Below are 12,191 nucleotides of genomic sequence, written 5' to 3'. Positions count from 1 at the left end.
CCCGCCTCGAACGCCGACAGCGGCCGCCCCGGCACCGCCCGCAGCGGCTCGTCGCCCGCCCCCGCGTCGGGCCGGGAGGCCAGCAGGGCGCGGGTGTAGGGGTGGTGGGCGTCGCCGTGCAGCCCGGACGCGGGCAGCTCCTCGACCGTCGAACCGGCGTACATGACAGCGACCCGGTCGCACACGGCGGCGGCCAGCGCGAGGTCGTGGGTGATGAAGAGCAGTGCGAGGCCCCGCTGCGCACGGGCCTCGTCGATGACGGCCATCACCTCGGCCTGGGTGGTGACGTCCAGGGCGGTGGTGGGTTCGTCCGCGAGTAGCAGCCGGGGCTCGGCGAGCAGGGCGGCGGCGATCATCACCCGTTGCAGCAGGCCGCCGGAGAGTTCGGCCGGGCGGGCGCGCAGCCGCCGGGCCGCGTCCGCGACGCCCACCTCCCTCAGCAGCGCCACGGCTTTCGCCTCGGCGTCGCGCCGGCTCGTCCCGCGGGTGGCGACCAGCCCCTCGGTGAGGAAGTCGCCGATGGTGCGCAGCGGGTTGACGTGGGCCCGGGGGTCCTGGAAGACCATGCCCACGTCGCGGCTGCGCAGGGTGCGCAGGGCGGCCCGGTCCATGGCCGGGATCGACGCCCCGGCGAACCGTACGTCGCCGCCGACGCGGGCGGCCGGCGGCAGCAGCCGCAGCACCGAGCGGGCGGTCAGGGACTTGCCGGACCCGGACTCGCCCACCAGGGCGACCGCGCTGCCGGCGGGGACGGCGAGGTCCACGCGGTGGACGACGGTCCGGTGCTCGCCCTTGAGGGGCAGCGTGATGCGCAGGCCGTCGAACTCCAGCAGAGGCGTGCCGGCGCCGGGCGGAGGTGTGTCCGCGCCCGGCGGAGGCGTGCCGGTACCCGACGCGGGTGTGCCGGTACTCGACGCGGGCGTGTCTGCGCCCCCTCGTGGGCGAGGTGTGCCGGTGGAGGTCATCGTTGTGCTCCCAGGAGCCGTCGGGACAGGCCGCTGCCCAGGACGTTGCAGGCGACGACGAAGACGACGATCACCGCGCCCGCGTACAGGGACTGCTCGGGCCGGCCGGCGAGGATGCCGGGGGTGCCGCCCGCCACCATCAGGCCCCACTCGGCGGAGGGCGGCTGGGTGCCGAGCCCGATGAAGGAGAAGGCGGCCACGTCGAGCATGGTGTAGCCGAAGGAGGTCGTCGCCTGCACCAGGACCAGGGGCAGCAGGTTGGGCACCAGATGCCGCAGGCAGATCCGCGGCCCGGACATGCCGAGCATCTCCAGCGCGGAGATGTACGGCAGCGCGCGTTCCCGCAGGGCGCCGGACCGCACGACCCGGGCCACGTAGGGCAGATAGGCGAGGGACAAGGTGGCCACGGCGATGTCCAGACCGGCCCCGAAGACCGCAGCGCCGACCACCGCCAGGACCAGGCCCGGGAAGCCGAAGACCACGTCCAGGGCGGCCGAGACCAGCCGGTCCCACCAGCCGCCGAGCCAGGCCGCGGTCACCGCCAGCGCGGTGCCGACCGTTCCGGCGACGACGGTGATCACGGCGGGCGCGAGGAGACTGGGCCGTGCTCCGTACAGCAGCCGGGACAGGAGGTCCCGGCCGGTGTCGTCGGTGCCGAGCCAGTGGGCCGCCGAACTGCCCTGCGAGACGGCGAGCGGGTCCACGGCGTTCGGGTCGTACGGCGCGAGGAGCGGCGCGCACACGGCGGCCAGGACGACCAGGGCGACGACCACCGCGGCCGCGGTCAGCGTCCCTTGGCCGCGGGCGAACGCGCGCAGCCTGCCGGGCACGAGCCGGGCGCCGGCCGCTGCGGCGAGTTGCGGGGTGCTCATACGTCTCCTCCCAGCGGGATGCGGTGGTCCAGGGCGCTGGTGGCCAGGTCCACGGCGGTGTTGACGACGGCGAACGCCACCACCGTGAGCAGCGCCACGGCCTGCACGACGGCCAGGTCCTGCTTGGCGGCGCTCTGTACGAGCAGCGCGCCGATCCCGTTGACGCCGAAGGCCTGTTCGACGATGGAGCAGCTGGCGATCAGCCCGGCCACCGCCACCCCGGAGACCGAGACGATGGGCCCGGAGGCGTTGCGCAGGATGTGCTTGCGCACGACGAGCCGGTCCGGCAGGCCCCGGCCGCGGGCGGTCTGCACATGTTCGGAGGCCGCCTCCGCGCGCACCGCCGAGCGGGTCACCTGGGCGACGTAGGCGAGCCAGGAGACGGCGAGCGCCACGGCGGGCAGGGTGAGGTGCTCCAGGCGGCCGGTGAGGCCGGCGCCCGATCCGTAGGCCGGGAACCAGGCCAGGCGCACCGACATCCACCAGATCAGCAGCACGGACGAGACGAAGACGGGCACCGCCATGAGGGTGGTGGTCACGACCGTGACCGCGGTGTCCGCCCAGCCGCCGCGCAGCCCGGCCACGGCGCCGAGGGCGACCCCGGCGACCACGATGAGCACGGTCGCGTAGGCGATGAGGAACAGGGTGTTCCCGGCGCGGTCGGCCAGCAGACGGGCGACGGAGTCGTGGTAGCTCAGGGACTGTCCGGCGTCGCCGTGCGCGATACCGGTCAGCCAGCGCCAGTAGCTCTGCCAGAACGGGTCGTCCAAGTGGTACTGGCGGTGGATCTCGGCCAGCAGGTGGGGGCTGGGCGGTTTGCCGCCGCCGACCAGCAGGGTCGCGGGGTCGCCCGGGGCGAGGAACAGCGCGCCGTAGATGGCGACGCTGGCGACGAACAGGGTCACCGCGAGCGTCGCGGCGCGGCGGGCGGCGAAGCGGGCGATCATGACGAGCCCTTGCCGGTGCCGCCGAGGTACGCCGCCCACGGCATGTGCAGATACGCGAAGGACGCCGGGGCGCCGCTGAGGCGCTTGTTCAGGAACAGCCGCTCGTAGGGGGAGGCGATGGGCAGCACCGGGAAGTCCTTGGCGTACCGCGCCTGGGCCTGGGTGAACAGGGTCGCCGACCCGGTGGGGTCCAGGGTGCCCTGGGCCTTCGTCAGCAGCGCGGCGACCTGCTGGTTGCGGTAGTCCGACCAGTTGAACAGGGAGCCGGGCGTCATCATCTGGACCGCGTACGACAGCGGGTCCGGGATCTCGACGTAGCCGAGGACCATCGTCGCGTCCAGGCCCTTGCGCAGGGACGGGTCGTAGAACAGGCCGGACATCTGGGTCGGCTGGAGCTGCCGGATCTCGATGTCCAGTCCGATCCGCTTGGCGCCCGCCTGGAGGAAGGTGAGGGTCTGCAGGGACTGCTGGTCGCCCGCGGCCACCGCCACGGCGATCGTGCGGCGTTTCGGCGCGGCCTCGGCCACCAGTTTCTTCGCCTGCTCGACGTCGACGGCCGGTACGGCGGGCAGGGCGTCGTAGCCCTTGTCGTAGACGGCGGCGGCGGGGCTGTTCCGCCAGACCAGCGGGGGTATGAACGACTTCAGCTTCTGCGCCGCCCCGGCGTACACGTTCTTGATCAGCGCGTCCCGGTCCAGGACCAGGGAGAGGGCCCGCACGATCCGGGCGTCGGCCAGCGGCGAGGTGGGGCTGGTCGCGGTGATGAAGTTGGTCTGGGCGCTGGGGCCGTAGGAGACGGTGCCGGCGTCGGAGGCGGTGAGGGCCTTGGCGGTGGCGGAGCTGATCTCGTAGCTGCCGTCGAGCTGCCCGGACAGCAGGGCGCTGGTCAGCGTGGAGCCGTCGGTGATGAAGCTGAACGACAGCGACTTCGCCTTGGGCCGCAGGGAGGCGTCCCAGTAGTCGGGGTTGGCCTCGGCGGTGATGGACTCGCCCGGCTTCCAGGCGGTCAGCCGGAACGGCCCGGTGCACATCAGGCCGCCCTTGGCGGTCCCGTACGAGGCGCCCGCCTTCTTCAGGTACGCCGCCTCGCTCACCGCGCCGAAGCCGGTGACCAGGGCCTTGAGGAACACTTCGTCGGGGGCCTTGAAACGGACGGTGACCTGGTGCGCGCCGGTCGCGGTGATCGACTTCACCTGGGCGAGGAGGGAGGCGTTGACGCTCTGCGTGGCGGGGGCGCCCTGGCGGGTGAGGCTCGCGACCACGTCGTCCGCCGTCATGGGGTGGCCGTTCCAGAAGCGGACGTCCGTGCGCAGATCGAGGACGAGGGTGGTGGGGTCCGGCTGCTTCCAGGAGGTGGCCAGGCCCGGCGCGACCGAGTAGTCGGCCTTCAGCCGCAGCAGCGGATCGCAGAGGTTGGCCTCGACGGTGCTCGGGGAGTAGTCGCCGACCTTGGCGGGGTCCAGGGTGGTCGGCTCGCCCATGGGCAGGTTCCAGGCGACCTGGTCGAGGGCGCCGGTGGCGCGGGGCGTGGTGATGGTGAGCTTCGGGGCGTGCGGCGCGGCGGGGGCGGCGCCGGAGCCCGACGTACAGCCGGTCGCGGCCAGCAGGACGCAGACGGACAGGGCGCCGGTGAGGTACGGGATGGTTCTTGGAGCCTGCATGAGGGAGCTCCTCGTGAGCTGGGAGTGCTGGGGAGTGACCCGTGGGGCGGGCGAACGACGCCCGGTGAAGCAACAGGTGAGGGTTCGTCAGGAGCCGTCGGCCGGGGCGACGGTGACCGTCAGCCGGGACGGGCGCGCGCCCCCGGTGCGCAGGGTCTGGACGGCGGGCTCGGCGGTCGGCGCGGTCCAGGGGTTCTCGCCGGTGCCGGGGGTGGGCAGGAACAGCGGGTAGTCGCTGCCGGCCAGCAGCAGCGCGAGGCGGTGTCCGGGGCGCAGCCGGTAGCCGGTGTGGCCGAGGTCGATGTGGACGGCGTCGGACGTGTCGGCGGTGGTGAGCGCGGCCTGGCCGCGGGCGATCAGGCCGGCGCGTCCGGCCGGGTCCAGATCGACGACCTTGGCGAACACGTCGAAGGCCGGGGCGGTGCCGGTGACATGCAGGTCGAGGCCGAGGGGTCCGGCCAGGTCCAGGGGCTCGCGCAGCACGGGTCCGGCGAACGCCAGGACGTCGTCGCGGGCGGCGACCGGCGTCAGGTCGGGGTGTTCCTGGAGGCAGGCGAAGGAGTTGGCGACCAGGGAGGGGACGGGGGCGTCCGGGTCGTGGGTCCAGTGCGCCTCCCGCTCCTCGGGGTCGGGGGCGTCGGCGAGCAGGCCGCCGGGCAGCGGGCCGGTCGCGTCCGCCGGGTCGGTGAGCCAGAAGGTACGGGCCGTATTGCCGGGCGGCGGCCACGTCCGCGAGGTGCGCCAGCCGGCGTGGCCCAGTTCCCAGGTCACCTTGGCCAGCGAGGAGACCGGGCGGACGCCCTTGAGGAACACGTCGAAGAAGTCCAGGGCCGGACCCGCGTAGCCGGGCAGCATACGGGCCAGGGCCTCGTCGCTGACGCCGTGGTCGTCCGCCGCGGTGACCGGCGCCTGCGCCAGCCGGTAGTTCTCGTGGTCGATCGCCCCGGCCCACAGGTACTGGACGGCGTCCCAGCCGGGCCGGGCGGCCAGTTCGGTGTAGTCGCGCATGTGCGCGGCGCCGATGTTGTCGAACCAGCCCACGCAGTGCAGGACCGGCACCGGCCGGGCGTCGAAGGGGTGCAGTCCGGGCTGGGTCGGCAGCTCGGCCTGACGCGGCGCCATCAGGTCGAACCAGGTGGAGCGGGCGCCGATCGCCTCGAACGCCTGCTCGTACTGGTCGATGACGGGCCGCCGGGACGGGTCCAGCTCGTACTCGTAGGTGTCGTTGTCGACCCAGTGGTGGGCGAAGTACTCGATGCCCTCCAGCCAGATCGGCGCGGGCCGGTCGCCCGGCCGCCAGATCGTGCTGAAGTCGGCGGCGGTCACCCGGGGGACGATGGCGCGCAGCGCCGGATGCTGGGAGGCGACCGCCGCCCACTGGGTGAAGCCGTAGTAGGAGTCGCCGAACATCCCGACCCGGCCGTCCGACCAGGTCTGGTGGACGATCCAGTCGATGGAGTCGTGACCGTCCTGCGGCTCGCGCAGGAAGGGGAGGGTCCGGCCGCCGGACCGGAACTTGCCGCGCACGTCCTGCACCACCAGCGCATAGCCGCGGGCGGTGAACAGACGCGCGATCCGGTCGACGTACACGTACCGGCTGTTCTTGTCGTAGGGGAGGCGGACGAGCACCGCCGGGAACGCCTCGCCGCCGTGCGCCTGTTCCTCGGGGAGGTAGACGTCGGTGGCCAGCCGCACGCCGTCGCGCATGCGGACCATGTGTTGCGTGGCGTTCTCGGTGAGCGGCGCCGCACCGACCCGTTCGAAGGTGAAGGGCATGGGGGCTGCTCCAGCCGAGTTGAGATACAACAGCGTTGCATAACGCTGTTGCGTGACAACATGGCACCTGTTCGCCACCAGGTCAACACCCCGTAAGGTCGAGGACATGCCGATCGAGGTAGACGAGGCGCAGCGGCTCGACGAGATCGCCGCCGCCACCATTGAGGTCGCCCGCGAGCGCGGGGTACGGGCCGTGACCATCCGCGCCGTCGCCCAGCGGCTCGGCGGGTCCACGGCCATGGTCACCAACTACGTCCCCAGCCGCAGCGCCCTGATGGCCAACGCGCTGCGCCGCGCGGAGAAGGAGTGGGGGCGCGAGGAGGAGGCCGCGCTTGAGGGCGTCGAGGGCGCCGACCGGCTCCCGGCGCTGGTGCGGTGGATGTGCACCACCACCAGCGACGACGAGGTGATGCGCCGGCTGCTGTTCGAGATCATCAGCGAGGGGGCGACCGCGGGGGAGGAGGTCGAACAGGTCCGCGACGCCACCGCGCGCGCCCACCGCGACGCCCTCGGAGCCGTCGTCGCCGAGGCCGGCATACCCGCGCCCGCACTGGCCGCCGACGTGCTCCACCTGCTGCTGCGCGGGTACTGGCTGGCCACGCTGGAGGACCCGGAGAACTGGCCGGCCGAGCGCGGGACGCGGGTCGCGCTGGCCGTCCTCGAACTGCTGCGCAAGGGCGCGCCCGCGCCGGCGGAGAGTCCGGCCGACTGAGCGCCTCCGGGGGTTCGCCCCGCGGGGCGGCGAGGGCTTCGGGGCGGCGGCTCGGCGCGGGGCGGTGTGGGGAGGGGGTTGACAAGGCGGGCGTCGGAGATGAGGCTGAGCGCCAGATAAAACGCCGTTGTATGACGATGTTTCTCGTCACCGACGCACCGGCGAACCTCTCCACGCCCTTGCCGCACCGCCCGACGCGCCGTCCGGCGACGTCCGGCGCTCCCTCCCAGAGGCGCCCATGGAATCCCAGAACCCCGCTGCCGAGCCGTGGCAGCGCTCCGCCCTCGACCTGGCCGCCGCGATCCGCACCCGCGAGGTCTCCGCCGTCGAGGTGGCCCGGTCCTGCCTCGCCCGGATCGAGGCGACCAACCCCCGCCTGAACGCGCTCTTCGACATCCGCCCCGACGAAGTGCTGGCCGACGCGCGCCGCGCCGACGAGGCCGTGGCCGCGGGCGACCCGCTCGGCCCCCTGCACGGCGTCCCGGTCTCCACCAAGATCAACACCGATCAGCGGGGCCACGTCACCAGCAACGGCGTCGCCGCCCTGGCCGGGCCGCCGGCGAAGGACGACGCCGCGTGCGTGGCCGCACTGCGCCGGGCCGGCGCCGTACTGCTCGGCCGCAGCAACGCGCCCGCCTTCTCCTACCGCTGGTTCTCCACCAACGACCTGCACGGGCGCACCCTCAACCCCTGGGACGCCGACCGCACACCCGGCGGCTCCAGCGGCGGCGCCGCCAGCAGCCTCGCCGCGGGCATGACCCCGCTCGCCCAGGGCAACGACATCGGCGGCTCCATCCGCTACCCGGCCGCCTGCTGCGGCGTGGTCGGCGTACGCCCCACCGTCGGCCGCGTCTCCAACTGGGCGCCCCCGGTGTACGTCGACACACCCGGCGGCCCCACCCGGCTCGACTTCCCGCTCACCGCACAGGCCTGCGCGGTCGAGGGCCCGCTCGCCCGCACGGTGGCCGACGCCCGGCTCGCGCTGCACGCCATGACCACCCCCGACCTGCGCGACCCGTTCGGCGTCCCGGCCGTGCCCGCGCGGCAGGGCGAGACACCCAGGCCGCGCGTCGCCCTCGTCCGCGACATCGGCACGGTCGGCAACCACCCCGCCGTGGACCGCGCCCTGGACACCGCCGCCGCCCGGCTCGCCGAAGCCGGGTACGACATCGAGGAGTTCGCGGAACCGTCCCTGATCGCGGAGGCCGCCCGCATCTGGTCGCTGCTGCTGTACGAGGACTTCCGCGGCATGGTGCCGTTCGTGGAACAGGTCGGCGACGAGGACATCCGCACCTCGCTGACGTACTCCTTCGCCGCCGCCGCTGCCGTGTGGGGCGAACGGCCCACGCTGGAGGCGTACATCCAGGGCTGGGCCCGGCGCGGCTCCCTGATCGCCCGGCTCCAGGAACTGCTGGGGCAGGACCGCCTCCTGCTCACGCCGGTCGCCGCCGAACTGCCCTTCGAACAGGACGCCGACCTCGCCGGCCCGGCGCGCGCCGCCGAACTCCTCGCCGCCATGTGGCCGATGGCCGCCGTCCCGATCCTCGGCTTCCCCGCGGTCAGCGTCCCCGCGCTGCTCGCCGAGGGCCTGCCGGTGGGCGTCCAGCTGATCGCGGGACGGTTCGCCGAGGACCTGGCGCTCGACGCGGCACAGACCGTCGAGGACGCGGTGCCGCGGCTCGCTCCGGCGTGCTGACGGCGGTCGCGTCGCCCTCGGCCGATTCCCTCTGCCCGTAAGTGTTCTCTAGGTAAGGACTGCACACCATGGATCTGACGAACCCCGTGGACCTGAGCGGCAAGGTCGCCGTCGTCACCGGCAGCGGGCGCGGCCTCGGCCTCGCCTACGCCCGTGCGCTCGCCGCCGCCGGGGCCGCCGTCGTGGTCAACGACGTGGACGCCGGGGCCGTAGAGGCGGCGGTGGCCGGGATCACCGCCGCCGGGGGCCGGGCGCTGGGCGTGGTCGCCGCGGTCGGCGGGACCGACGCCGCCGAACAACTCGTCGCCCGGGCGGTCGAGGGCTTCGGACGGCTGGACGTCATGGTCACCAACGCCGGCATCCTGCGCGACCGGGTGCTGTGGAAGATGACCGACGACGACTTCGACTCCGTCGTCGAGGTGCATCTGCGGGGCACGTTCACCTGCGCCCGCGCGGCCGCCGTCCGGATGCGCGATCAGGGCGAGGGCGGCCGGCTCGTCCTGATCGCCTCCCCGGCCGGGCAGCGCGGCAACTTCGGCCAGACCAACTACGCCGCCGCCAAGGCCGGCATCGCCGCCATGGCCCGCACCTGGGCCCTGGAACTGGCCAGGGCGGGCGTCACCGTCAACGCCGTGGTGCCCGTCGCCGCCACCGAGATGACCAAGACCATCCCGGCCTTCGCCCCTCTCATCGAGGAGTCCGAGCGCACCGGCGCGCCCCTGCCGGACCGGCTGCGCAAGGACGAGGGACTGGGGACCGTCGAGGACGCCGCCGCCCTGATCACCTTCCTCGCCTCGGACGCCTCCGCGGGCGTCACCGGACAGGCCATCGGGATCGGCGGGGACCGGCTCGCGCTGTGGGCGCACCCCCAGGAGAAGGCCGTCGCCTTCGCCGACGGCGGCTGGAGCCCCGAGGAGATCGCCGCCCGCTGGCACGACGGGGTCGGCGCGGAGCCGGAGACGTACGGCATCCCCGCGCCCAAGGTTCCCGGGACAGCCGAGGACGGGGTCGCCGCCTCCCGCCCCGCCGAGGTCCGCGCCGCCGCATCTCAGGCCCCGGAGGCCTGAGATGACCGATCTCGCGCTCGCCGTGGACGACCTCGTCGCCATCGACGTGCACACGCACGCCGAGGTCTCGCGGGACGGCCACGCCTCGCTCAGCCCCGAACTGCTCGGCGCCTCCGAGGAGTACTTCAAGGCACACGGCCACCGGCGGCCCGCCATCGACGAGATGGCCGCCCACTACCGCGAACGCCGCATGGCCGCCGTGGTGTTCACGGTGGACGCCGAACACGCCACCGGGCATCCGCGGATCTCCAACGAGGAGGTCGCCGAGAGCTGCGCGGCCCACCCCGACGTGCTCGTGCCGTTCGCCTCCGTCGACCCGCACAAGGGCCTGGCCGGGGTCCGCGAGGCCCGCCGCCTGGTGACGGAGCACGGCGTGCGCGGCTTCAAGTTCCACCCCAGCATCCAGGCCTTCGCCCCCGACGACCGCCTCGCCTACCCCCTCTACGAGGCCATCCAGGAACTCGGCGTGCCCGCCCTGTTCCACACCGGCCAGACGGGCATCGGCGCCGGCCTGCCCGGCGGCGGAGGCATCCGGCTGAAGTACTCGAACCCGATGCTGGTGGACGACGTCGCCGTGGACTTCCCCGACCTGCGGATCATCCTGGCGCACCCCTCCTTCCCCTGGCAGGACGAGGCGCTCGCGGTGGCCACCCACAAACCGCACGTGTACATCGACCTGTCGGGCTGGTCGCCGAAGTACTTCCCGCCCCAACTCGTGCGCTACGCCAACTCCCTGCTCCAGGACAAGGTCCTCTTCGGCTCCGACTACCCCGTCATCACCCCCGACCGCTGGCTCGCGGACTTCAACCGGCTCGACATCAAACCCGAGGTCCGCCCGAAGATCCTGAAGGACAACGCCGCCCGTCTGCTGGGCCTGACCGACGACTGAAAGGGGGCGGCCGTGCGCAACCGAGGCATCGGCTCCTGGCCCGCCCGCCGGGCCCGCAAGACCCCAGGCCGCGTCGCCGTCGTCCACGGCGACCGCGAATGGACGTACCGGCAACTGCACGAGCGCGTCCTGCGGCTGGCCCACGCCCTGCGCGGCCTGGGCGTCGGCCACGGCGACCGCGTCGCCTACCTGGGACCCAACCACCCCGCCTTCCTGGAGGCGCTGTTCGCCGCCGGCGCCCTCGGCGCGGTCTTCGTCCCGCTCAACAGCCGCCTGACCGCAACGGAGCTGGCCTTCAACCTCGCCGACTCCGGCAGCTCGGTCCTGATCCACGCACCGGAGCAGGCCGCGGCGGCCGGCGCGGCGGCCACCGGGACGGGGACGCGGCGCATCGCCGTCAGCGGGCCGGACGTCCCTTTGCACGAGGATCCCGGCACGCTCGACTACGAGACCCTCCTCGCCGCCGCGGACACCGCACCGCTGGACGAACCGGTCGCCCCCGACGACCCCTGCATGATCATGTACACCTCTGGGACCACCGGCCGCCCCAAGGGCGCTGTCCTCTCCCACGCCAACATCACCTGGAACAGCGTCAACGTCCTGGTCGACCTCGATCTGGCCGGCGACGAGGTGACCTTGGTGGCCGCCCCGCTGTTCCACACCGCCGGACTCAACATGACCTGCCTGCCCACCCTCCTCAAGGGCGGCCGGGTCGTGCTGCTCGGCGCGTTCGACCCCGACCGCGTCCTGGAGCTGATCGAGACCCTGCGGGTGACGTACCTGTTCGGCGTCCCCGCCATGTACGACGCGATGGCCGCCCGGCCCCGCTGGGCGGACGCCGACCTCTCCAGCCTGCGCACCCTCACCTGCGGCGGCGCGCCCGTCCCCGAGCGCACCCTCGCGGCCTACCGTGCCCGGGGCCTCGCCCTCGGCCAGGGCTACGGCATGACCGAGGCGTCCCCGGGCGTGCTCTTCCTGGACCGGGAGCGGATCTTCGCCAAGGCGGGCTCGGCGGGTGTGCCGCACTTCTTCACCGACGTCCGCGTGGCCGGGCCCGACGGCCGGGACGTCGCACCGGGCGAACCGGGCGAGATCCTGGTATCCGGCCCGCATGTGATGACCGGATACTGGGGCCTGCCCCGGCAGACCGCGGACGCCTTCACCCCGGACGGCGGCTGGCTGCGCACCGGCGACGTCGCCCGGCTCGACGAGGACGGCTACGCGTATGTCGTCGACCGGGTCAAGGACATGTACATCTCCGGCGGCGAGAACGTCTACCCGGCCGAGGTCGAGGACGCGCTCCTCGGACATCCCGCCGTCGCCGAGTGCGCCGTCGTCGGCGTGCCCGACCCCAGGTGGGGCGAGGTCGGACGGGCCGTCGTCGTCCTGCGGCCGGGAGTCCGCGCCGACGAGGCCGGCCTCCTCGCCCATCTGCACGGCAGGCTCGCCAAGTACAAGATCCCCAAGTCCGTGGTGCTGGTGGAGACCCTGCCCCGCACCGCCTCCGGCAAGCTCGCCAAGCCCGCCATCCGGGCCGCGTACGCACACGTCACCGCCGACCCGAGCTGACACCCGCCGCCCGCCACCGGCCGTCCGCCGGTCGCCC

The 12,191-nt window shown here is 73.7% G+C and carries 10 protein-coding genes; 5 read left to right on the top strand and 5 right to left on the bottom strand.

All coding sequences use genetic code 11. From position 1 onward, the window contains the following. The 5 genes from K7787_RS19425 to K7787_RS19405 form a co-directional block, all read right to left on the bottom strand. On the bottom strand, positions 1-965 hold a 965-nt coding region (locus K7787_RS19425), incomplete at its 3' end, for an ABC transporter ATP-binding protein (protein WP_247721072.1). Further along, positions 962-1,837: an ABC transporter permease gene (locus tag K7787_RS19420; protein WP_050790900.1), complete on the bottom strand. Its 876-nt coding sequence runs from the start codon at positions 1,835-1,837 to the stop codon at positions 962-964. The genes K7787_RS19425 and K7787_RS19420, both read right to left, overlap by 4 nt. Next, on the bottom strand, positions 1,834-2,784 hold the full coding sequence (locus tag K7787_RS19415) for an ABC transporter permease (RefSeq protein ID WP_223002345.1): 951 nt from the start codon (positions 2,782-2,784) through the stop codon (positions 1,834-1,836). The genes K7787_RS19420 and K7787_RS19415 overlap by 4 nt, the downstream gene beginning before the upstream one ends. Next, entirely contained in the window at positions 2,781-4,445 is a 1,665-nt protein-coding gene (locus K7787_RS19410; protein WP_223002344.1) for an ABC transporter substrate-binding protein, read from the bottom strand. Before K7787_RS19410 ends, K7787_RS19415 begins: the two co-directional genes overlap by 4 nt. Positions 4,446-4,532: 87 nt before the next feature. After that, positions 4,533-6,221 carry a CocE/NonD family hydrolase gene (locus K7787_RS19405; protein ID WP_203621204.1) on the bottom strand — a complete coding sequence of 563 codons (1,689 nt, stop codon included), beginning with the start codon at positions 6,219-6,221 and terminating at the stop codon, positions 4,533-4,535. Between the two features lie 106 nt (positions 6,222-6,327). Here K7787_RS19405 and K7787_RS19400 point away from each other — a divergent pair, with 106 nt between their 5' ends. The 5 genes from K7787_RS19400 (at position 6,328) to K7787_RS19380 (ending at position 12,154) form a co-directional block, all read left to right on the top strand. Next, complete coding sequence (locus K7787_RS19400; RefSeq protein WP_043262175.1) at positions 6,328-6,933, top strand: TetR/AcrR family transcriptional regulator; 606 nt, start codon at positions 6,328-6,330, stop codon at positions 6,931-6,933. Positions 6,934-7,171: 238 nt separating this feature from the next. After that, positions 7,172-8,629 carry an amidase gene (locus tag K7787_RS19395; RefSeq protein WP_223002343.1) on the top strand — a complete coding sequence of 486 codons (1,458 nt, stop codon included), beginning with the start codon at positions 7,172-7,174 and terminating at the stop codon, positions 8,627-8,629. 68 nt (positions 8,630-8,697) lie between these two features. Beyond that, positions 8,698-9,696 carry an SDR family NAD(P)-dependent oxidoreductase gene (locus tag K7787_RS19390; RefSeq protein ID WP_223002342.1) on the top strand — a complete coding sequence of 333 codons (999 nt, stop codon included), beginning with the start codon at positions 8,698-8,700 and terminating at the stop codon, positions 9,694-9,696. A 1-nt stretch (position 9,697) separates the two neighbouring features. Further along, positions 9,698-10,585, top strand: coding sequence for an amidohydrolase family protein (locus tag K7787_RS19385; protein ID WP_223002341.1), 888 nt, complete (start codon positions 9,698-9,700; stop codon positions 10,583-10,585). A 12-nt stretch (positions 10,586-10,597) separates the two neighbouring features. Then, entirely contained in the window at positions 10,598-12,154 is a 1,557-nt protein-coding gene (locus tag K7787_RS19380; protein WP_223002340.1) for an acyl-CoA synthetase, read from the top strand. The last annotated feature ends 37 nt before the right edge of the window (positions 12,155-12,191 follow it).

This window comes from Streptomyces sennicomposti (assembly GCF_019890635.1).
In the GTDB taxonomy this organism is placed as follows: domain Bacteria; phylum Actinomycetota; class Actinomycetes; order Streptomycetales; family Streptomycetaceae; genus Streptomyces; species Streptomyces sennicomposti.
The sequence above is the reverse complement of the archived record's forward strand: the minus strand, read 5'-3'. Positions and strand labels throughout refer to the sequence as shown.

Coding starts and splice junctions, on each gene's coding strand:
- K7787_RS19420 (WP_050790900.1), bottom strand. CDS start 1,837: ATGAGCACCCCGCAACTCGCCGCAGCGGCCGGCGCCCGGCTCGTGCCC.
- K7787_RS19415 (WP_223002345.1), bottom strand. CDS start 2,784: ATGATCGCCCGCTTCGCCGCCCGCCGCGCCGCGACGCTCGCGGTGACC.
- K7787_RS19410 (WP_223002344.1), bottom strand. CDS start 4,445: ATGCAGGCTCCAAGAACCATCCCGTACCTCACCGGCGCCCTGTCCGTC.
- K7787_RS19405 (WP_203621204.1), bottom strand. CDS start 6,221: ATGCCCTTCACCTTCGAACGGGTCGGTGCGGCGCCGCTCACCGAGAAC.
- K7787_RS19400 (WP_043262175.1), top strand. CDS start 6,328: ATGCCGATCGAGGTAGACGAGGCGCAGCGGCTCGACGAGATCGCCGCC.
- K7787_RS19395 (WP_223002343.1), top strand. CDS start 7,172: ATGGAATCCCAGAACCCCGCTGCCGAGCCGTGGCAGCGCTCCGCCCTC.
- K7787_RS19390 (WP_223002342.1), top strand. CDS start 8,698: ATGGATCTGACGAACCCCGTGGACCTGAGCGGCAAGGTCGCCGTCGTC.
- K7787_RS19385 (WP_223002341.1), top strand. CDS start 9,698: ATGACCGATCTCGCGCTCGCCGTGGACGACCTCGTCGCCATCGACGTG.